General features: G+C 35.1%; 19 protein-coding genes. 2 read left to right on the forward strand and 17 right to left on the reverse strand.

What is annotated here, in order from left to right:
* Positions 1–100 precede the first annotated feature (100 nt).
* Entirely contained in the window at positions 101–985 is an 885-nt protein-coding gene (locus ACQV2Q_RS06460; protein ID WP_428873502.1) for a LysR family transcriptional regulator, read from the forward strand.
* Here the strand turns inward: ACQV2Q_RS06460 and buk are convergent.
* The 17 genes from buk to ACQV2Q_RS06545 form a co-directional block, all read right to left on the reverse strand.
* Positions 982–2,052 carry a butyrate kinase gene (gene buk / locus ACQV2Q_RS06465; protein ID WP_428873500.1) on the reverse strand — a complete coding sequence of 357 codons (1,071 nt, stop codon included), beginning with the start codon at positions 2,050–2,052 and terminating at the stop codon, positions 982–984. The two genes, ACQV2Q_RS06460 and buk, sit on opposite strands and share 4 nt — an antisense overlap.
* Before the next feature lies 1 nt (position 2,053).
* Positions 2,054–2,962, reverse strand: a complete 909-nt coding sequence (locus ACQV2Q_RS06470) for a phosphate acyltransferase (RefSeq protein WP_428873499.1) — start codon at positions 2,960–2,962, stop codon at positions 2,054–2,056.
* A gap of 26 nt (positions 2,963–2,988) precedes the next feature.
* Positions 2,989–4,026 (reverse strand): PTS transporter subunit IIC, encoded by a 1,038-nt coding sequence (locus tag ACQV2Q_RS06475; protein WP_428873552.1) that lies wholly within the window; start codon positions 4,024–4,026, stop codon positions 2,989–2,991.
* Positions 4,027–4,049: 23 nt separating this feature from the next.
* Entirely contained in the window at positions 4,050–5,462 is a 1,413-nt protein-coding gene (gene lpdA / locus ACQV2Q_RS06480) for a dihydrolipoyl dehydrogenase (protein WP_428882294.1), read from the reverse strand.
* 7 nt (positions 5,463–5,469) lie between these two features.
* The gene (locus tag ACQV2Q_RS06485; protein ID WP_428876112.1) at positions 5,470–6,801 is read right to left on the reverse strand and encodes a dihydrolipoamide acetyltransferase family protein; all 1,332 of its coding nucleotides are present in this window, start codon (positions 6,799–6,801) and stop codon (positions 5,470–5,472) included.
* Positions 6,802–6,815: 14 nt separating this feature from the next.
* The gene (locus ACQV2Q_RS06490; protein WP_428873495.1) at positions 6,816–7,793 is read right to left on the reverse strand and encodes an alpha-ketoacid dehydrogenase subunit beta; all 978 of its coding nucleotides are present in this window, start codon (positions 7,791–7,793) and stop codon (positions 6,816–6,818) included.
* A 1-nt stretch (position 7,794) separates the two neighbouring features.
* The gene (gene pdhA / locus ACQV2Q_RS06495; RefSeq protein WP_428873493.1) at positions 7,795–8,901 is read right to left on the reverse strand and encodes a pyruvate dehydrogenase (acetyl-transferring) E1 component subunit alpha; all 1,107 of its coding nucleotides are present in this window, start codon (positions 8,899–8,901) and stop codon (positions 7,795–7,797) included.
* 163 nt (positions 8,902–9,064) lie between these two features.
* Positions 9,065–9,526, reverse strand: coding sequence for a YopX family protein (locus ACQV2Q_RS06500; RefSeq protein WP_428882296.1), 462 nt, complete (start codon positions 9,524–9,526; stop codon positions 9,065–9,067).
* Positions 9,527–9,587: 61 nt separating this feature from the next.
* Complete coding sequence (locus tag ACQV2Q_RS06505) at positions 9,588–10,583, reverse strand: D-2-hydroxyacid dehydrogenase (RefSeq protein WP_428873490.1); 996 nt, start codon at positions 10,581–10,583, stop codon at positions 9,588–9,590.
* A gap of 1,028 nt (positions 10,584–11,611) precedes the next feature.
* Complete coding sequence (malQ, locus tag ACQV2Q_RS06510; protein ID WP_428873488.1) at positions 11,612–13,093, reverse strand: 4-alpha-glucanotransferase; 1,482 nt, start codon at positions 13,091–13,093, stop codon at positions 11,612–11,614.
* Positions 13,094–13,285: 192 nt separating this feature from the next.
* On the reverse strand, positions 13,286–13,804 hold the full coding sequence (locus tag ACQV2Q_RS06515) for a DNA-deoxyinosine glycosylase (protein ID WP_428873487.1): 519 nt from the start codon (positions 13,802–13,804) through the stop codon (positions 13,286–13,288).
* 398 nt (positions 13,805–14,202) lie between these two features.
* The gene (locus ACQV2Q_RS06520; RefSeq protein WP_428882298.1) at positions 14,203–15,888 is read right to left on the reverse strand and encodes a cache domain-containing sensor histidine kinase; all 1,686 of its coding nucleotides are present in this window, start codon (positions 15,886–15,888) and stop codon (positions 14,203–14,205) included.
* Positions 15,885–16,631, reverse strand: coding sequence for a response regulator transcription factor (locus tag ACQV2Q_RS06525; RefSeq protein ID WP_428873485.1), 747 nt, complete (start codon positions 16,629–16,631; stop codon positions 15,885–15,887). The genes ACQV2Q_RS06520 and ACQV2Q_RS06525 overlap by 4 nt, the downstream gene beginning before the upstream one ends.
* A gap of 6 nt (positions 16,632–16,637) precedes the next feature.
* Positions 16,638–17,753, reverse strand: coding sequence for a peptide-methionine (R)-S-oxide reductase MsrB (gene msrB, locus ACQV2Q_RS06530; protein ID WP_428873483.1), 1,116 nt, complete (start codon positions 17,751–17,753; stop codon positions 16,638–16,640).
* Between the two features lies 1 nt (position 17,754).
* Entirely contained in the window at positions 17,755–18,339 is a 585-nt protein-coding gene (locus ACQV2Q_RS06535) for a TlpA family protein disulfide reductase (protein WP_428873481.1), read from the reverse strand.
* An 11-nt stretch (positions 18,340–18,350) separates the two neighbouring features.
* The gene (locus ACQV2Q_RS06540) at positions 18,351–19,067 is read right to left on the reverse strand and encodes a cytochrome c biogenesis CcdA family protein (protein ID WP_428873480.1); all 717 of its coding nucleotides are present in this window, start codon (positions 19,065–19,067) and stop codon (positions 18,351–18,353) included.
* A gap of 211 nt (positions 19,068–19,278) precedes the next feature.
* A complete protein-coding gene (locus ACQV2Q_RS06545) occupies positions 19,279–20,958 on the reverse strand; it encodes a recombinase family protein (protein ID WP_428882300.1) in 1,680 nt (559 codons plus the stop codon).
* A 971-nt stretch (positions 20,959–21,929) separates the two neighbouring features.
* Here ACQV2Q_RS06545 and ACQV2Q_RS06550 point away from each other — a divergent pair.
* On the forward strand, positions 21,930–22,892 hold the full coding sequence (locus tag ACQV2Q_RS06550) for a phage integrase SAM-like domain-containing protein (protein ID WP_428882302.1): 963 nt from the start codon (positions 21,930–21,932) through the stop codon (positions 22,890–22,892).
* Positions 22,893–23,202: the final 310 nt, after the last annotated feature.

Consider the following 23,202-nt stretch of genomic DNA (forward strand, 5'->3'; position numbering starts at 1 on the left):
AAAGAACAAAACAATCTATTAAACAAAAATTAGCTTTATTAGTAGAAATAGCCGTCATTTGATATAATGAATTTAAAAAATCTAAAAGGAGGTGTCTATCTTGGATATACGTCAGATTAAATATTTTATTGCTGTAGCAGAAACAAAAAACATTTCTCACGCTGCTAAAAGTCTTTTTATTACTCAACCTACACTTTCCCAAGCAATTAAAAAAATTGAACTGGAACTAGACACACAACTTTTTACTTATTCAGAAAAAGAAATGACGCTTACTCATACCGGTAAAATTCTTTATGACAGGGGGAAAAACTTGACCGAAGCTTTCGATGAACTAGTTCTTGAAATTCAAGGCTATAATCATAATCCAGCTGAAATAATGAAAGTCGGATTAACTTCTCTCTTTGCCATTCAATTCATGCCTCAAATATCAAAATTTATTGCTACCCATTCCAACTTGGAATTGGTCCTAGTTCAAGATGGGTCTCGTCATCTTCAACAATTGCTTGCTGAGGGTACAATTGACATTGGCCTCGTTTCTTTTCCTAAGATTGAAGAAGGTATTCATATTGAACCTTTAAACACGACCACTCAAGGATATAAGGTCAGTGTTGTTCTACCTAAAAGCAACCCACTCTCTAGTCGTGCTTCGCTTGAATTTAAAGATTTAAGAGACGAAAATTTCTGTAATCTAACTGATAATTTTATGCTAGGTGAAATGTTACCTAAACGCTGTCGCAAGGTTGGGTTCGATCCAAATATTGTTCTAGTCAACAATGATTGGGAAGTGCTTACTCATAGCTTAAAAAGCTTAAACTCAATCTGCATTTTACCGAGTGAGTTTAAGCCTTTAAGCAAATTAGAAGAACTCGCTTGGGTTCCCTTGGAAGATCGCAATAACTATTATCCGATTGGTATTGCTTTGCGAAATAATTATACATTGACACCAGCGATGAATGAATTTATATCCATCATAAAATCAAATTAACCCATTTCTGCTAAACGATGTGCGGTCTCTTCTTGATTTAAGACGCGGTTACCACCTTTTGCTAAGGCAATCATTTCAAATTCTCCTGGGAATGGAATAAACGGACCAATAAATGCTGTTCTTTTCTTGACTTCATTTCTTAAAAATTCCGAATGAGCCATTCCACCTGTCATTGAAACGGCATCAACTGGACCGCCTATCGTAGCTGCCAAACAAGCGATTGTTTTCGCAATCCCTAAAGCCATAGCTTCAAGTACTAACTTAGCTTCTTCATCTCCATCAACAGCTCGTTGCTCGATCAATCTTAAATCCTTTGTTTGAAAATAAGAGTATAAGCCTGCTTCGTTTCTAGCAAATTTATAAAACGCATCGACTCCCCTTTCTTTGATTAGAGGGATTAAATTTTTAATAGCAATTCCACCAGAGCGTTCTGCTGAGAACATTACCTCATCGTCTGAAATAAAATCAACAATTTCACCACCTTGATGAGCACTAGCTGAACAGCCTCCTCCCATATGAACCACTATAATTTTAGCCTCTTGATAACTTTTCCCCATATCACTCGCTACTCGTCTAGCAACCGCCCGCATATTCAAATGATGTCCAATACTTTTACGACTCACTCCTTTTATGCCAGTCAGTCTAGCTACGTCTGACATTGAGTCGACTGTAATTGGATCATATATATATGCGTTGGTACCCGGTTTCCCAAAGTGATTGATTACGGCTTGTGCTAATTTGGCACCTAGGTTTGAAGCATGTTCAATAACTGGATGGAATTCTAGACGATCTAATAGCTCGTTATCAACTAGAATAGCCCCTGACTTCACTGGACCAATGCCCCCTCCACGGCCTACGGCAGTGTCAAGGTCTTTGGTTAAATGATGCTCTTCTAATAATGATAAAACATCTTGGGAACGCATTTCAAACTGATCAAAAACATGTGGAAAATGACTGATTTCCTCATTAGTATAGAGAATTTCATCTTTCCAGATTTCTTGATCGTTTTCAAAATAAGCTATCTTAGTTGATGTAGCTCCCGGATTAATGACAATAATTTTGTTCATTTTATTCCCCCTTATCCATCATTAACTGAGCTAATAGAATAGAGGCATATTTTTCACTAGCCGAAGCACTTCTCGAAGTTAAGATAATCGGTACGCGCGCTCCCATTATAATACCAGCCATCTCGCCGTCACCAAATAGCAAGAGTGACTTGGATAGACTATTACCAGCGACAATATCTGAAGCAATGATTAAATCAGCATCTCCTCTAATTGCTCCAGACCAATTTTTTTCTGCTGCACTTGTCGGTGATAAACTAATATCTAAAGATAAGGGGCCTTCTATAATTGCCTGCGAATTATCTGACTCCTCAGCGATTTCAGCAAAGTTAACAGAAGATGGCAATTTAGGAATTAAGGTTTCAGCTGCAGATAACAGAGCTACTTTAGGCTTTTCTACACCTAATTTGTGAAATACTTCCACTCCATGTTGGATAATTGTTTTATACTCTTCTTTATTCGGTTGCAAAACCATGCCACCATCACTTATGCCTAACAAACGATCAAGTTTGGGAATGGATAAAACGGCCATGTGGGTTAATAAGCCACTTTTGACAATTCCTGTCTCTTTAGCAACGACTTGTTTCAATAACTTTCCGGTGGAAAGCTTCCCTTTCATAATCGCACCAGCTTTACCTTCACGGACTAAACGAACTGCTTCAAAAGCTGCCTGTGAGTCGTTGGATTCGTCAATGATTTCGTAATCTTCTGCTGATAGTTGATAATTTGCAATGATTTTTTCTAATTGCTCCTTATCATCAATAAAGATCATCTTCAAGCCTTCTTCTTGAATGGCTTTTTTTGCACTTTTCATTACCTCATCGTCTGCAGCTTTTACTACAGCTAGGACGAATTTGTTTTTGCTAGATCTTTCTTTTTGTTTGAAGGACTTAATTTGTGAAATGAACGACATAACTTTCCTTCTTTCTTACTTTGTTTTTATAATTCTAAACGATAATCTTCCTCGGTTACTAATGGCACCGCTTGGGTAAAAACGTATTTAAAGACGAAGCCTAAACTAACAGGAACTACCACAAAAGCAACAAAAGTAATTAGGAGGTTTATCAATGAGAAACCACCACTTACTAAGTTCAGATGATTTATCGGACCAACCAGTCCACTAAAACCAAATCCTGCACTCATCGGTGTTCCTTGAATATTGAACAAAGCAGCCATCATCCCACAGACTGCAGCATTACATATAATCGGAATCATTGTCTTAGGATTTTTAACCACAATGGGCATTGACATCTTAGGTGAACCAATAAAGTGGGCCAAGGCTGTTCCTGAACCATTTACATTCCATCCCATAATAGCTAATCCAAAACCACAAGCACAAATACCAAGGTTTCCAGCTCCCGAGCCTATACCTGAAAGTCCTACAGCTAAAGCAATTCCTACCGTTGTAATTGGAGAGACTATCAAGATCGAAAAAACAATAGCAATTAAAATACACATTATAATCGGTTGAAGTGTTAATAAGCTAGCCACGCCTTGTCCAATTAGCACAGTAATACCTTTGACATAAGGCAAAATCCAATGGCCTATACTCCCTACTAAAGCTAACATTAAAGTGGGAATTACAATAATTGTGTATGATTTTAGCTTGTTTCCAATTAATAATATCACAAAAGCAGCTAATGCAGATGTTAAGCCGACATTAATGACGTCCCCTGTTCCATTCAGGGTAAGGGCGCCACCAACGAATTGAACCGCACCCCCTCCATACATTGCAGCTAGACCAATTGAGGCAGCTTGGATTGGATTAAATTTAAAATTCAATCCAATCATGACACCACTGACTAATCCTAGCATAGAGTTTGACATGGCCAGAACACCTAATAAAGGTGATCCCGGCGCGATAGCTCTAACCAGTTCTGTTAAGAGGGCGCCAGGAATTAATACGATTACCGTACCTAGAGCTAAACCATTAAGAATATTCATTGCAAATTGTTTACCGGTCATTTTATTTTCCATCATATAAATCTCCTTTTAATTTGCTATTGGTGAATTCCTTGATCTAAAAGTATTTCAGCAGCATCCATTATGGTTTCTGTTAGGCTTGGGTGGTTATGAATTGTTAATACCAAATCTTCAGCTGTCATTAAATTTTCAATTGCCAAGGTGATTTCTCCAATTAATTCACTTACTTCTGGACCAACCATTTGAGCCCCTATCAAACGATTTGTTTCTTTATCGGAGATTAAACGAACAAATCCTTCTTTTTCATTCATTGATAGAGCACGACCATTGCTTTGGAACATGAATTTTGCTTTTTTGACATTGATTCCTTGATCCTTAGCTTGTTTTTCAGTTAATCCGACTGTCGCAATTTCTGGATAAGTATAGCAGACTGTTGGAATAACTGAATAATCAACTGCTACTCCTGCATGACCAGCAATTGCTTCAGCTGCAACTTTTGCTTCATAACTCGCTTTATGAGCTAAAGCCGGTCCTGCGACAATATCGCCAATCGCGTATATGTTATTTTTATTGGTTTGTCCTTTCTCATTAACTGGAATTAAACCTTTATCATCAACCTTAACTCCGGCCAACTCTAAACTTAAGAGATCCGTATTAGGAACTCTTCCTACTAAAACCGCTACTTTATCAGCTGAAAGGTCTTCTTTTTTCTCTTTAACAGAATATGAAACGGTCACTTTTCCTTCTTTGTCTACTGCTGATTCAACGGTTGCTTTAGTAATTATGTCAATACCCTTGTTTTTCATCTGTTTAATAACTGGCTTGGTCAAATCACTTTCAAAACCATTAAGAATTCGATCACTTGCTTCAATGACTGTTACCTTAGTACCTAAATTAGCATAGGCTCCGGCCAATTCCATTCCGATATAGCCGCCACCAATTATAATTAAGGATGCTGGAAGTTCTTTTAAATTAAGTAGTCCTGTCGAATCAATAATGTTTTCACTAAATGGTAGACCTGAAAGTTCAATTGGACGACTACCAGTAGCTATAATCACATTCTTAAACTGATAGGTCTCGCCCATTTCTCCTTCTTTTACAACATGAACAGTCTGGTCAGAAGTAAACATTGCTTCGCCATGGATTATTTCCACTTTATTCTTTTTCAATAAGGCTTGAACGCCAGCTGTTAGTTTTTTGACTACTTCATTATTCTTCCAATCTTGTAGAGCCGTAAAATCCAGACTTGCGTCTCCATATTCTAATCCATAAGGCGTTTTGTTTTTAGTCTTAACGTATTCATTTCCGACCGTAATCATTGCTTTTGAAGGAATACAACCAACATTTAAGCATACTCCCCCTATTTGATCTTTCTCAATGATGAGTACTTTCTGACCTGTTTGTGCCGCTCGAATGGCGGCAACATATCCTCCCGGTCCAGATCCAATTACAATCGTATCAGCTTCTTTTGCAAAATCTCCTACTACCATTTGTCAATCACCCTTCCGATAATAATAAATCTGGATTATTTAGGTATTCTTTCATTAAATTAATTGCTTTTTGAGCGGTTACACCATCCACTACTCGATGGTCAAAAGCAAAAGATAATTTTAACACAGGTTTTAATACTGGATTCTTCTCTTCATCTGGTAAGAATTGTTCTTCAATTCGACCTACACCCAAAATAGCTACTTCAGGTTGGTTAATAATAGGTGTAGACCAAACTCCACCTGTTGCTAAGCCACCCACATTGGTTAAAGTCATAGAGCCATTATCCATATCTGTTGTTTCTAACTCTCCATTTTGAGCTTTATCCGCTAGAGTTTGGATTTCTTGAGCTATTTCAAATAGACTCTTTCTTTCTGCGTTACGAATCATAGGAACATATAAGCCTTTAGGAGTGTCGGTAGCTACGCCAATATGATAGTAATTATGGTAATATATTTCTCCCTTTTCAAGATTCATAGAAGCGTTTAGTTCTGGGAAACGTTTCAACATAGCCACTAGAACTTTCACAAAATATGCAGAATAGGTTAACTTAATATCTTTATTCTTAGCAATTTGTTTCATTCGATTACGATGTTCCACTAAAGCTGAAACTTCTACTTGATCAAATACCGTTACGTGAGGTGAAACTCGCTTACTTTCAACCATGGCTTTAGCAATTACTCTACGCATCATGCTCAGTTTTTCCACTCGATCTTCAGCCATTGCTTCAGTAGCTACTGGAGTCGCGCTAGAAGTAGACACTTGATTTTCAACGACTGCTTGACTTACTTGTTTATTTGAAGTTTCTTCGCTAGGGGCTACAGTTTGACCTGTTTCTAAGAAATGATCGATATCTTCTATCGTAATCTTACCGTGATTTCCTGTGCCGATTACTTTCGAAAGGTCAACCCCCTTGCTACGAGCATATTTACGTACTCTAGGAATAGCCATCTTACGAATATCATCCGATACAGCTTCCGTTCTATTAGTATCTTTTTCTTCCACTAGATCCACTGTATCTGATGTATTGGAGCTGTTTTCTTCAACCAGATTATCTTGAGAATCTGGTTGAGCAACATTTTCTACTTGGCTCCCCACTTCCTCTCCTTCAAGAGCTATATCGGCAATAGGCTTGCCTACTAAAGCAATTTCACCTTCTTCAGCATATAGCTTAGAAATTGTTCCGGATACAGGTGAAGGCAATTCAACAGCAGCTTTATCACTTTGTATTTCCAAAATGATTTGGTCTTCTTCAACCTTATCTCCAACTTTAACATGCCAGGTGAGCACTTCTGCTTCATGAGTACCTTCACCAGCATCAGGTAATATAAATTGATACATCAAAATGCCTCCTTTTAGAATTTAAATGTTTCTAGAGCCTGTTCATAGATATCATTCTCATCTGGTATCCAAACTGACTCCGCTGCCCCAAAGGTATAAACAGTATCAGGTGAGGTTACACGCGCAACAGGTGCATCTAAATCCATAAAGCAACGTTCACTAATATCTGAAGCTATCTGACCAGCAATTCCTGCAAGTCGTTGCGATTCTTGTAAAACAACTGCACGATGAGTTTTTGCAATCGAAGACTGAATTGTTTCAAAGTCATAAGGAGCTACGGTACGTAAATCGATTACTTCTGCTTCAATTCCTTCTTGTGCTAATTTGTCAGCAGCCTTAACTGCCAACCCTACCATTAGTCCATAGCCAATTAAAGTAATATCTTTTCCTTTACGGACTACATTCGCCTTATCTAACGGTACAGTATAATATTCTTCAGGTACTTCGCCTTTAACTGAGCGATATAATTTTAAATGTTCTAAGAAAACAACTGGATCGTTCGATTCAACAGATGAAATGAGTAAACCTTTTGCGTCATAAGCAGAAGAAGGAATAACTACACGTAAGCCAGGAACTTGAGCCATCATTCCTTCCAATGAATCAGAGTGTAATTCAGGTGTGTGAACTCCCCCACCATATGGAGCACGAATGGTTACAGGCATTTGACGAGTTCCACCATAACGAAAGCGAAAACGAGAAATTTGAGCCACTAGAGGATCCATTGCTTCTAAGATAAAACCAGAAAATTGTATTTCTGGAATAGGACGAAAACCTTCTGTAGCCAAACCTGTTGCCATGCCTAAGATAGCTGATTCTGCTAACGGTGTGTCAAACACACGATTTTTCCCAAATTCTTCTTGTAATCCATCGGTAATTCTGAAAACACCTCCGTTTAAACCGACATCTTCACCAAATATTAAGGTTTTGTTGTCACGGCTTAAAACTTCTTTAAGTCCTGCTGTAATTGCTTGTGCTAGTGTTAATACTGCCATCTTATCTCATCTCCTTTGCTTCATACTTCTTAATTTGTTCTAAAATACTTGGCGGAGTCACTTCAAACATGTTCTTCAAGAAATCAGAAACTTTTTGAGCAGGCTCTTGTGCCATACGTGCCATCGCTTCTTTCACTTCACTCTTCAAATCTTCAATGACTTGATTTTCTTTTTCTTCTGACCATAAGCCTTTTTCTGTTAAATAATTGCGAAGACGAATAAGTGGATCTTTTGCCATCCATTCTGCTAGTTCATCGTCTCCACGATAACGTTTTGGATCATCCGACATCGTATGCGGTCCAAAACGATAAGTCAAGGCTTCAATTAATACAGGACCGTTACCCGCTATCGCATATTCACGTGCTTTCTTGACTGTTGCATACATTGCGACTGGATCCATGCCGTCTACTTGTACAGCAGTAATACCTGCTGCAACCGCTTTTTGAGCCAAGGTTTGAGCAGCTGTTTGTTGTGCCACTGGAACAGATATACCATATCTATTGTTTTGAACAACTGTAATTAATGGTGCTTGATAAGCTCCTGCGAAGTTGATTCCTTCATAGAAGTCACCTTGTGACGTTGCTCCATCTCCACAAAGAGCCAGTACAACTGATTTTGAATCGTTGAATTTTTTACCAATGGCTACACCCGCTGCTGGAGGTAAAGTTCCTCCTACCATTACTTGGGGAGCATATGCATTAAAATCCTGCTCAAATTGGTTACCTGCAACATGGCCCTTATACCATAGGAACCCTTGATACATAGGCAATCCGTGACGAATCAATACTCCTAAATCTCTATAAGTCGGAACTAAGAAATCATCACGAGTTAAGGCAGCTAATGAGCCGAATTGACTCGCTTCTTGCCCTCCTGCCGTTGCATAATTTCCCAAGGCTCCTTGGCGATTTAAAATAATTGTTCTCTCATCAAGAGCACGACCCCAAACAATATCTTCCATCAAAGATACTAACTCTTCATCTGTTATTGATTTCAATGTTTCTGGATCAACAACTTTTCCATTTTCGTCTAAAACTTGAACCATTTCAAAAGGTTTGGCATACTGATCAACAACTTGGTTAAAGTCAACACTACTTAGCTTCTTCACCATGTTTTCACTACCTTCCATTATATTTTTTATTAAGCGCTTACAATTTTATTATAAGTTTTGTTTCAATAAAGGTAAAATACATAAAATCTATGATGCTATTGATTTTATCCTCAAGCTAAACAAAACCCTTAAAATAATTGACAAAGAGCTGTCTTCTCTTGGTTTACATTTTGGTGGTGTGTTTCTCGACTAATTGATCGAGATCATTTTCTAATTCATTTCCAATGACTTGACGATAGCTATAAGGATCATCCAAAGAAAAATAAAAATAGTTATCCCTTAAATAAGCTAAATTTTTCCCTACTTTAACTTTCAATTGCCATTCATTTTGTCTGAAAACAACCACTCCGATATTTTCTGGTGTATTAAGTCCTCCACAATTTAATCGTTCATGAATATATCGGCTCTTAACAATGTCTCCTTCATAGATCAGTTTACCACTCTTTTTAGCTGTCTTTTCAAACAAAGCCGTCGAATACATCAAGCAGTCACCTTCTGATAATTTCCATAGATTTGCTTCACTTTGACCGGCTAATACCCCCTCAAATTGATTTGTCCCCTTCTCAATAACTTGATCAAAATAACTCATTTGACGTTTTTCATCAAACCAAACTCTTGCTTTCATTTTTCCTTCCTACCCCCTATATAAAAATTAGATATACAAAATTGTATATCTAATTTTTATCTTAATTTACTCGATTTTTGGTTGTTCCAGTTTTAATGACATCTAATGTAGCGTTTAGGCCGCCTTCTACTAAGTTTTTTACTGATTCATCCGTATAAAATGCAATATGAGGAGAATAAATCACCTTAGGATGGTCTAATACTTTTACAAAGACTTCATCTTCAATTTCCTTGTCTGAAAAATCTTTGGGAATATAAGGCGCTTCATGTTCATAGGTATCCAGTCCAGCTCCTAATAGGATGCCCTCATCTAAAGCATTTAGTAGTGCCGTCGTATCAATTACTGATCCTCTTGCCATATTTAATAAGACTGCTCCTTGCTTAAACTTCTTAAACATCTTCTCATCAAATAAGTGGTGATTTTCCTCAATAGCAGGTATGTGTAAAGAAACAATATCTGCTTGTTCTACTGCCTGTTCTATCGAAGATTGATACTCTAATAAATCCTTCAGTTCATCATTTGGGTATAAATCATATCCAACTATTTTAGCGCCCATCCCTTTAAAAATTTGTGCGACACATTGGCCAATATGACCGGTACCGATAATTGCAACGGTCATATTTCCGATTACTCGACCTCTAATATTTGGTGTCCAAGAAAAATTATGCTTCTTCACTTGTTCTTGAATAGCATCATAATGCCGAATAAGATTCATCGCCGTCAAAGCTGACCATTCTGCAATTGATTCTGGTGAGTAAGTAGGGACATTGGAAACGATCAAATGATGACGTTTAGCCATTTCCAAATCATACATATCCACTCCAGCACTTCTTTGAGCGATCTGTTTAATGCCAAATGCCTCTAACTTAGCATAAATCGATTGCTCTAAAGGAGCCACTTGGGATAAGGTGACCCCATCATACCCTTCTACTTGGTAAATTGTCTTTTCAGTTAAAATATCTTGCAACATCTTAACTTCTACATTGGCTTTATTGGCCCAAGCCTCAACTATCGGTCTTTCTTCATCCCGGATACCAAATGCGATTATTTTTGTCATAATGACTCTCCTTTCTTTTTCACACTTATTCTATAAATAAACGTTTTTAAATACAAACAATTACTCTTTTTTTACAAAGTATCTCCACAGCCTAAAATTTTTGGTCTAAGCTCGAAGTCTCAATAGAAAAAACCTCCTTTTATAAGATTGTGATGGCCACAAAACAATCACAAACAGGAGGTCCCTTATAGAAAAATTTAACACAAAACGAATGACTGCACTCGCACAAGGTGAGTCTGTTCAGTAATTTTGCGCCTAGCCTTAGAAGATGCCATTAACTTTTTGCTGAAGAAAGAGCGGTCGATCCTTCTTAATTTAAAAAATAGGAAGCCGAAGGCTAACAAAAACACCCCATAAAAAGATTATGTTTGTCTTCATTGTGGCCCTGCTTTTGCTCCTATTATACGTGGAAATGATTCAAAAGAAGCAATTAATCAACAAATCCAGCGAATCAGCAAAGTGAAAGAACAATTTCCTCATACAGCAGCTCTGGAGAAAACGATTTTTTGTTATATCACAGAGTATGATGCAAAGTTCAGACATCGGATACATGAAGCTTTGATAAAGTCCGCTTCAAACTTCAACACCTTGTGGATCAAAAAGGAGCTGTTCACAAAAAAATAAAAAGAGAGCTAACAATGCGCTAAGTAGCTTGAATGGATGAGTCAGCGCCCTTTGCTTCCCTCGCTTTTTAGCTGAGCATACTTGCAAGGCAAATATTCAATCATATCAATGCAATCGACAGCTCATCAAAATGCGAGCTGACTATTAGAAAAGAGTAAAAATGCTGGTCTGTTTATTATAATTTTGCGATCTAGCTTACACTATTAATTTGACACTAAGAAAATCATAATAAAATTGACTCCCTTCTAAAATCTTTGAAAGGCAAAGTAATTAAATTCTTTGATCCATGAAATGCATTATTGCCAGAAACTATTAGCAAGAATCTTTCTGAAAAAAATCAATGATAAGCATCCGCAAGAAACAGGATAGCCATTTCTTTTACTGTTGAAATATTAATACTGTCCTTAGCGATAATAAGTTTGGGTGAGTTTCAACAATTTAGTCTTGACAGTTTCTGTTAATTGTTCTTTCGTCATACGCCATTTCCAGTTTCCTCCTAATGTTGCAGGAGTGTTCATTCGTGATTGGTTATCTAGGTCCAAAAGATCTTGCATACGAAAAATTGCTAAGTAAGATCGTGACATAGCAATTCCACGATTTAGACAATCAGCTATACTTTCGTCTTTTAATTCTCCTAGATAATTTTTTATTTTATCTAAAGACGCCGGACTCGCTGTATCTTGTGCCCATCCCCTAGCTGTTTCATTGTCATGAGTGCCAACATAAGCTATTGAATTGTGTGGATAGTGGTGGGGGAGATCTGGTGAGTCACCCACTTCCTCAAAACCAAACTGTAAGATTTTCATCCCAGGAAAACCGGTCGCTTCTCGCATAGCAATCACGTCAGCTGTCATAAAACCTAAATCTTCAGCGATAATATTTAAGTCTCCTAACGCTTCATTGACAGCAGCAAACAAATCACAACCTGGTCCTTTAGACCATGCTCCTTCAGCGGATGTTTTAGCCGAAAGCGGAACTTGCCAAAAAGACTCAAACCCTCTAAAATGGTCGATTCGCACCCAGTCGTAAAGTTTAAAACTCTCTTTAAAACGTTGGACCCACCATTTATAATTTTGTTGACGATGATATTCCCAGTCATAAATTGGATTGCCCCAAAGTTGTCCATCGGTGGAAAAGTTGTCAGGTGGCGTTCCTGCTACTAGAGTCGGATTGCCCTCTCTATCGACTTTGAATAATTCTGGATGGGTCCACATTTCTACGCTATCTCTCGAGACATAGATCGGCATATCTCCAATAATCTCAATCCCTTTTTGATTGGCATAGGCTTTTAAGGATTGCCATTGTTGGTAAAAAAAGAATTGGGTTATTCGATAATAATCAAGTCGTTCAGCTAAATCTAAACGATAGCTAGCTATAGCATCAGCCTCCCGTTTTCTTGCTGGTTCATCCCACTCATACCAAGCTTTAAGATCAAACGTTTCTTTAATCGCCATATATTCAGCAAAAGGATTTAACCAATCCTGATTTTCTTGTATAAATTGTTGGTAGCTATCACTTAGATTCTTGTTTTTAAAACGTTGAACGGCACTTTCCAAGATAGTTTGGCGACTTTTAAAGATTAAAGCATAGTCCACTGACTTTCTATCTTGACCGAAGTCGATTCCTTCTATATCTTCTAACGTTAATAAATCTTCTTTTTGCAGTATGTCTAAATCAATAAAATAAGGATTTCCGGCATAAGCTGAAAAAGATTGATAAGGTGAATCTCCATAAGAAGTCGTTGTTAGAGGTAATATTTGCCAGTATTTTTGTTTAGTATCCGATAGAAAATCAACAAAATCATAAGCTGCTTGCCCAAAGGATCCAATTCCATAATCGTTGGGTAGCGAAGATATATGCATTAAAACCCCACTTGAACGTTCCATCTTTTCCTCCTTTGATTTAATCATTTGTTTATATTGCTTGTTCTTTTACATTCAGTCCTTCCCCACTCATCTATTAGTAATAGTCAACCATGACTTATACCATTATCTTGAGTCTGCTCTACTTTATATTTTCTCCCATCCTTAATAGAGTATGTTCATTATACCCATTCTGGCCCATTTTTCACTAATCCTTTATTCATCTAGATAGGTGATTATTTTTTTCCATTCTAAAAACAAATCATCTAAACGAAATCGCGCATTGGCTGGACTAGTAGAAGATAATTTAATTCCCCTAATACCCATATCTTTTGCATGATATTTTTGATAATACTTATAAGAAGTAGTTCCATTACAGAAAACTTGCTGAATAGATGCTTTGTCAAAAATCATTTTTAAATTAGAAGGAATTACATTTTTAATGCTAGCGTCACTCGAACCGACAATATCGCATTGATATATCGAATCATAAACGGCAATTTTATGATTCATTAAAAATTTTCTTCTTTCTTCTATATTGGAACTTAATGCTTCATTAAATAGTTTTTCCATTAAAGGCCAAAAACGGTTTTGTGGATGTCCATAGAAAAAACCATACTCTCTCGTTTTCACTGAAGGGAATGAGCCTAAGATTAAGATTTTAGAGTCCTTTTTATAGAATGGCTTCAAGGGATGAATAATTGTTTGATAATCCTTTTTGCTGTCTTTAGTCATTGAATATTTCCTCCTCTCGATGACTTTATTATCCATCTAACTTGCTGTCTATCATTTCTAGCTCACATTTTCTCACTTAATCAAAAAGGCTTTCCTTTAGCAAAAAGGCACAAGACTTATTGTTGAATTACTTTCAGATCTTCTCCCTTCTACTTACTTGAGTAAGCTCAGGATTTGTTTTTTGATGAAATACATAATAGCTTCTAACTAATCCTATTTTTGACTTTTAATGCGTCAATAAATTGCTATCTTTTCTTATTTACATTTTAAATGATTGATTGTTTGATAACAAATTTTACGGTTAGGACTGTCAAGTCAAAAAGAACCAGGAACGTTTTACAGTGTCGCTGGTTCAATTCTTTTAACGGTCTTGTAGAAATTTAGGATAGAAATACTTTTTAGATTTTTATCTTTAATGTTACCCTAGTTAATTGATCATCACTGGTATAGCTTAGGCCATAAGCTTCTCCGTAGAGGATTTTCAGTCTTTGATCCACATTAGCCATACCTATACCGCCTAGTTTAGGCTTTGGCTTGTTTGAATGCTCTTTACCTTTAAATCCTATCCCATCATCTTCCACTTGAATCATTAAAGCGTTCGCTCCAATCCTGGAAGTAATTTGGATATGCGACTGGCCTTTTTTAGTTTTAATACCATGATAAATAGCATTTTCAACAATCGGTTGAATAATTAACTTAGGTACTAAAATTTCACCTGTATTTGCTCCAAGCGAAATATCGTAATCAAATTTATCATCATACCTAATCTTTTGGATGTTCATATAATTTTTAACCTGCTCTACTTCTCTCTTCAATTCAATAACGTCCTCATCCACACTCAAGGTGGTCCGTAATAAACTACCTAAAGATTGAATAACTTCGACAGCTTGATCTTTTTCTCCTAGTTCAACCAGCCATAAAATAGTATCCAAAGTGTTATAGATAAAATGTGGGTTAATTTGACTTTGAAGGGCTTTTAATTCATAAGTACGCTTAGCTTTTTCCTTTTCTTCAATTGCCTCTGTCAATTTTTTTACCCGATTTAATAACAAATTATACTCCAAGGTCAGTTCTCTGATTTCTAGAGAAGCTTGTTGGTTTACCGGGATATTCGAAAATTCTTGATTCACTTTTTTCATCTCATCAATTAAGTCCACAATAGGATTGGTGACTTTTTTTGATACGAAAATCGAAAGAAAAATACTTGAAAGTAGAATTAAAAAAGCCCAGATAAGCATTTCGGTAATCAGCTTTCTATTTAGAATGTAAATTTCTTCAGGACTTCTAACTTGCGTCAATTGCCAATTTGTATTCGGAACATAGATTGATGAAATAATATAATCTTCTTTGTTAAAAGCACTCGAATCTTCAATAATAGCAAGGTAATTGGCCTTTTCTTTTAGCGAATCACCATTCATCTGTTCAGAATCAAAAATCAGCTGCTTATTTTCATCTACAATAAAGGCAAAACCATTTTCCCCTAAATTTACCGTAGAAATATAATCTTCAATAAACTTATAGGAGACATCTATGATAGAAAGTCCTTGAAATTGTCTATTAGCATCTTCGATTTTATGACTCAAGGAAATGACTCGTTCACTTTTATTCATGGTAAAGCCCGAATGATTTTCACGAGTAATTTGAGCCATGTTATTCGACTTTAAAGCTGTTTGGTACCAGTCTTCATTCAACACCGACGCTTTACTTTCCATTACACTTCCGGTTTGAGTAATTAACTGACCGGATTGAGTAATTATCATAATATTTTTTATAATGTTATCGCTCGATTTTATTAAATCAAGCGTGCTTTTTAAAGCACGCTCATCAATTGCTTGCTCCTGATCACTATTTAATTCGGGGGTCATGGCTAATAAACTATTTAAACTTTTCATCTTCTCAAGATAAGAAGCAATATATAAACTAGCCGTCTTCAACTGCTGACTGTTTTCCATTTCGATATTTTGCTTAATAATTTTAACTGAAGACCTATAATTAGCATAAGATAATATTAAAACGATCATCATTGAAATACTGAAAAAGTATACACTGATTTTTCGGTCAAATCGGTTGCGCATTGTTTTCATTTTTTTGCCTGCCTAAACTGTTTGGGGGTGATTTGATAATATTTTTTGAACTTAGTGATAAAATAATTGACATCTTCGATTCCGATCTCATGCGCAATCTCATAGTTCTTTTTATCGCTTGATAGTAAAAGTAGCTTTGCTTTCTCCATACGTCGTTTATTGATATAGTCCTGAAAGCTCATTCCATAGTAATCTTTGATCAAAACAGACAAATAATTACTATTATAGCCGATTGCTTCCGCCATCTGACTAAGCGACAAATCAGCTTGAAATATATGTTTATCCAAATAGTCTTCAATCAAATCTGAGCGTTTAACCCTATCGACTTCTTCAGGAACTAATGCCTGAATTTCATCTTTTTGACGTTTTTCTTTTATCTTAGTAATCGCTGTTTGTAAGATGAACTCAATGTCTTTTTTGGATACTGGTTTCAAAATATAATCATCCACTTTAGCTCGAATAGCCTTTTGCATGTATTCAAAATAATCGTAACCTGTTAAGATAATAATATAAATTTTGGGATAATTAGCCTTGACAGATTCAGCCACACTCAAGCCATCCAGCTTAGGCATATTAATATCTAGAAGCAAAATATCAGGTTGAAAGTCTTCTACCACATTTAAAGTTTCTTCACCATCTTCTGCTTCATAAACGTCTGAAATGCCTAAATCTTCTAATGGAATTAATTGTTTAATACCCCTGCGAATGATTGATTCATCATCAGCTATCAATAATTTCAACATAATAACCTACTTCACAAAATTTATTAAGGACTCATAGCCTGCAGCTTTCATTTCTTCTAATGGGATAAAATCAATTGAAGCACTATTAATACAGTACCTCAAACCGCCTAATTCTTCAGGCCCATCTTCAAACACATGACCTAAATGTGAATCGCCTGCACGGCTTCTAACCTCGATTCTACTCATATTATAACTTAAATCTTCATTATATGTTACGACTTCCTTAGCGATGGGGCGAGAAAAAGATGGCCAGCCACAGCCAGAATCAAACTTATCTTTTGAACTAAAGAGAGGTTCACCCGTAGCTACATCGACATAAATTCCCGCTGCTTCATTATCCCAATATTCGTTAGAAAAAGAAGACTCTGTATCATTTTTTTGCGTTACTTTATATTGTATGGCTGTTAATTTATCTTTGAGCTCTTGATCACTTGGCTTTGGATATAGAGCCGGATCAATTAAAGGTTCATTAGCCTTATTCAAATCAATATGACAATAGCCATTGGGGTTTTTCTCTAAATAATCTTGATGATATTCTTCAGCTGGATAGAAATCTTTCAATTCTTCTACTTCTACTTGAATGGTTTTACGATATTTGGCCTGTTCTTTATCTAAGCGAGCTTGAATGATCGCTTGATCAGTAGTTTCAGTAAAATAAATACCTGTGCGGTATTGAACACCGCGGTCATTTCCTTGACGGTTCTTACTCGTTGGATCAACTACTTTTAGATAATAATCTAACAGTCCATCTAAAGAAATGCGCTCCGGATCATAGGTCACCTCAACCGTTTCGGCATGGCCCGATCCTTTAATCACTTCTTCATAACTTACTTCCCTCTTGTTTCCATTCGCATAGCCACTGATTACATCTGCAACACCGTAGACTCTTTCCATATAGGCTTCAACACCCCAGAAACAGCCACCGGCTAAATAAATTTTTTTCAAATCAGCAGAAGAATAATCGATGTCTTTGTTAGGGTTCACTTTGCTTTTAGCTTTCTCTTGATCCAATATGGCGTCAATTTCAGCTAATTTACTGTCATTCACTTTATTGTTAGAACTCACTTGTGAACAAGCGACTAAAAATAGGGCAAACGCCAATAAAACGAATATCTTTTTCATCTTAATTCTCCTTTGCTAAGGCTTCAAACAATTGAGTTAATGTTTCTTTGCGAATTTCACCTGGAATAATCTTTACTGGCACCCCTTGACTATCAATCAAGGCATTAGTTGGCATTGAACGTACTCCATAATTAGCAAAGGTCTGACCCTCTTCATCTAAAAGTACTTTCATATTATTGTATTCTAGCGAATTAAACCACTCCATAAAATCTTCTTTGTTTTTCTCCCCGTTATAACCAGGAGAAACAATCGTTACAACTTCAAAGTCATTTTCTTGACCAGCTAAAGTATTTAAATCTTCTAAGCCAGCTAAACAAACCGGACACCAGGATGCCCAAAACTTGACATAAACTGGCTTGCCTTTTTGTTCTGCTAAAGAATAATCTTTTCCCTTTAAATCTTTTAAGGTGAAATCATAAGCACTTTCTCTTTTTGAAGATATGCTTGAATCCTCTGAAACTTTATTTGTCTTTTTAAGCTCTTGGGCTGAATTGTTCGATTCGCCATCTGTAGTCTCTTGGTTGGAAGCTAAGGCACAACCACTTGCGATTGAAGCGACAGCTAGTAATAATATAAATCTTTTCATTTCATTTCCTCCTAATTGAATAAGTTATTAAAATAAGCGACTAAGTTGGGAAGTTGATTGGTCATTAGGACGATTCCCATTATCATTACCAAGAAGCCACCTGTTCGTTTGATGGTTACCAGATGTTTTTTGAAAAAGCTAACACGGTCTAACATATAAGTGGATAGAATCGCCATAATCAAAAAGGGAATCATTAGCCCTAATGAGTAAATTAACATCAAGAAGGCTCCGTAAAATTGAGTGTCTCCGCTGGCGGAAGTGACTAAAACAGCTCCTAATATTGGTCCTACACAAGGTGTCCAGCCAAGACTAAAGGAAACACCCATCAGATAGGTTCCTAAGGCTTTTTTCTGTTTTACATTCACTTGTATTCCACGCATACGATCCAGTTTTTTAAAGTGGATGATATCCATTTGGTGGACACCCAGTAAAAAAACTAAAAAGCCTGCAAAGATTAAAATGGAAGAATTATTTAGGGCTTGGCCTAACCATCCTGCGCCAAAACCTAAAATAATAAAACTGGTTGAAAGTCCTAATACGAAGGACATGGTTTTAATAATGCCTCCCTTATTGATTTCGAACTTGCCAATTTTTAATTTTTGATATTCTCCTGCTTCATCCGTCATAAAACCAATATAGACTGGAATTAAGGGGAAGGTACAGGGTGCAAAAAATGACAATAATCCGGCAACAAACACGGAACTGAGTAAAATGTTTTCTCCTATCATAATGTTTTCCTTTCAAAAATGTATTTTTTCTTTATAGCTTAATTATAGAAGTAAGACGAAAGGATTATAATCGAAGATCGTTTTAAAAAACTTTAATTTGATTGTATTATTTATTATTTAATACAATTTATACTTTTCATATAAAAAAGAGCTGTTCCAATTCCTTATTGAAGAAAATTGGACCAGCTCTTAATTTCATTGGTTTAAAATCTTATTTATTGAGTTTTGTTAATAAAGCTACCGTCTCAACATGGCTTTTGTTGTCCAAACTAATATTAATATCCTCTTCTATGATAGGAAGCTTGAAACTTAGGGATTTTATCCATTGCCCATTTTCTTGTTTTTCTTCATATAATTGGATTTCATCAATTAATAAACTACATAATCTCTTCTTGTCGACATCTTCCATAACATTAAGTAAGCTATCAAAATTAATAAGAATTTTATATACATTATCAGAAGTCATTTTATCTTTTAAAATTAACTCTCTTTTATTTTTATTTTCTCGTATTAAGTCTTCTATATCCGCTAACTGATCATAAGTATTATCTAATCTCAGATTTAAATCCTTATATTTGCTTTCATAATTTCTATCTTCAAAATCCAAAGTATCAATTTGCTTAATTAAATTAATCTTTGTAGCATTTAATTGTCTAAGCTTAGATTCATATTTTTTAATAATTTTATCTATCTCTTTAGTGTCTGTTTGTACATTAATTTTCTTTTCAATTCTATCAGCAAAAGTGGGATTACTAACAATTTGACTAATAATTGCAAGAACTTCTCTATCCAATGATTCTATTTTAATCTGCTTACTAAAATTACATTTATGTCCATCAATTAATTTACGGTGTTTACAAGCATAGTAATAATAATCCTTATAATACTCTCCCTCTTTGTTTTTATTCTTCTTTCTACTTTTATTTCCATATAATCCAGCTCCACAAATAGGGCACTTTACAATACTTGAAAGCAAATAAGCTTTTTCATCTTTCCCTTTATTCACCTTCTCATACCTTTTAGCTTGTGACTTTCTTTTAGATCGTGCTTTTTCCCATGTTTCATCATCAATCAAAGCCTCGTGTATTCCTTCACTTAAAATATAGTTATCCGATTTTATCATAACGTTTTTGCCCGTTGTCTTATCTCTTTTTCCTTTTCGTCTACCGTAGGCAATCTTACCATTATAAACTGGATTATCTAAAATCTGTCTTATCAAATAAGCTGAAAAATAGGGAGAATTTCCATTCTGTCTTATAGGCTTTTTCATATTTAAATTAACTAAGTGTTTAGCAATACCATTTGCTCCCATATCCGTATTGACATACATATCAAATATTTTTCTTATTGGTTCAGCTTCTTCCTCATTAATATAGAGTTTACCATCTTTCAATGAGTATCCAATAGGAGCAAATCCTCCATTCCACTTTCCTTCTCTAGCTTTTTGTTTTCTTCCTTCCATAGTCTGAGATAAAATATTTTCTCTTTCCATTTCAGCTACCGCTGAAAGAATAGTAATAACAAGCTTTCCAGAGTCTTTAGAGCTATCTAAACCATCATCTACACATATTAAGTTTACATCATGATTTTCCATTATTTCAAGTGATTTTAAGGTGTCTGCTGCATTTCTACCAAATCTTGAAAGTTTAAATACAAGTACATAATCAACTGAGTCTTTTTCTGCTTCAATATCACTTAACATCATCATAAACTCATTTCTACCTATAATAGACTTTCCTGACTTTCCTGCATCTTGATATCTATTTATAATTTCAATATTATATGCATTTGCGTATTGTTTGATTCGCTCTTCTTGAGCCTCCAGAGAATATCCATCGACCTGCATCGAAGTGGAGACCCTAGTATATACATAAGCTTTTTTCTTTTTCATAGTTCTCCTTTTTTAGTTTGGACAAATAATTTCGACTGTATATCATTATAATATTTTTACATAAAAAAGCCAACAGATCATTTTTCATCTGTTGGTCTTTGTGGTGCTTCAAGCTCATCTAAATCAATTTTATCTCCATATTTTTCAATAAATTCTTCTAGGAGTTTAACCAAATCCTCTATAGAATTGTCCATAATGGTAACCTCCTAATGCTTTAGGAGGTTATTTTGTAGTATTTTCTTCTTCATATATTAACCTCCACCTTTAAAAATTTCCTTCTAATATGTATATGTCAGAAACTTTTTTAAGGATATTTTGAAATCATTAAAAAGAAATCTACATATTTTTCATACTTTTTTATTATTGAAGATCTTTTCTAACATACATAAAGTAGAAGATTGAATATATGGAGTTAATGTAGAGCGACAAAAAGGAGGAAACAAAATGAAAAAAGAAAAGAATAAAAAAGGATTTATCACTATAAGCGATGGATTCAAAAGCTCTAAATCGCACCACGATTATGGTAGACCTACTTGTTAGGCTCATCTATTTTGATAATAGTAAAGTCCGGATACGGTCACTTTATTATTTCTTAATAAATGAAGGTTTTAAATGGACGCCATTAAAATTTAAAATCTTGACAATTGTTTTGAATGAAATTAAAAGAACCTAAATGGTAATTTTTAAAAAGCGTAGCTTTGAAAATTACCAGTTTAGGCGAAAAATTTACGGTTTAATGATTAATTTTTAAAATATGTAGAAAAAAATGAGGAAATAGAAAAAATAAAATTTACGGTTTAACAAATGGCAAAATCTAAAAGTTATGACATAACGGTGTTTACTGAAGTGAAATAACAATAATATTTAAGCCTGTATTATTTAGATTTTTTGAGCATCCTAAGCTCGTAAAAAAATGAGGAGGCTAATTAACAGTAATATTGAAATTCTAAGTACAAATGGAGGGAATGAATATGGCAAGAAATAGAAATAGCTTACAATTTGATTTATTCAAAAAAGCATCCGAAGGATTACATGGAAATATAACGAGAAAGCAATATAAATATGCTTGCAAAAAATTTGCATCTTGGGCTAAAGAACAAGGCTTCAAAAAAATAGAGAACATAGATAAAGATTTAATACAAGAGTACTCAAATCATCTCCAAGAAGATCCTATTTCCTATTCTGCTAGTACTGTTCACACCTATTTAGCACCAATATGCAAAGCTATAGGTGTCAATATGAGAGAAATTAGTAAGCCCAAAAGAAAAGCAAATACGATAACTAAAGGTAGAAAAGAAGATGCCAACCCATACGGGAAGTTACAGAACAACCTTCCTCAATTTCAAAGATTAGTATCTTTACAAAAAGTTTTAGGAATTAGAAGAAGTGAGCTAGCGAAGTTAAAACGTGAAGATATAAAACAAAAGGATGGATCTATCTATGTCCATGTTCGTAAAGGTAAAGGTGGAAAATCCACTTATCAGCTTGTTTTACCTAAAGATGAAGAACTTGTTAAGAATATTTTCTTAGAAAAATCAGGTGGAGAAAATATATTTACCCCAGAAGAAATGAATAACAAAATCCATTTACATGCCTTAAGAAGAGAACATGGATGGGATTGTTATAAATTTTTTAAAGAAAGATTAGATAATAATATTGAATACAAAAGAAAATTAAAAGCTAAACTTATATGGTTTTTTGAATATGGTCATAGAGATTTGAAAAGTGACAACCTATCAAAATATGAAGCTAAATTAAATCGTTTTAAAAACGATATGAATGACTCCCCCTATATACTAAGAGGAGAAAATAAAAAACGAGCTATCCAAAATGGAAAACCCGTTGTTTATAATCGTTTAGCTTTAATGGCTGTTTCAGTGTTGGCTCTAAGCCATTGGAGATTGGATGTAACCGTAGTGAATTATATAGTTTAACTAATTTAAAATACATTTCATTAAAAAATGAAACTCTTAAGAGTAAAAATAAATATATTCTCTCAGTAATAAACAGTGCTTATTAATATCCAATTCCTTCTCTTAAATTTAATCCTTATTACTCTTTCTATAAATAAACTAACCATTCCCAATGTATCTGTTCTAAACATGTTTTTAGTGTTTAAGTTCTAAATATCCTTCTCCCTAAATACTTAACTCTAAACTTAAGACTAATATACCTCTCATATAAACTTTCTAGCTGCCAATGGCATCAGTAAAGTACCCCTGTAATAGGACAAATTTTTACCAC

It is taken from the genome of Facklamia sp. P12950 (assembly GCF_050409465.1).
Taxonomy (GTDB): domain Bacteria; phylum Bacillota; class Bacilli; order Lactobacillales; family Aerococcaceae; genus Facklamia.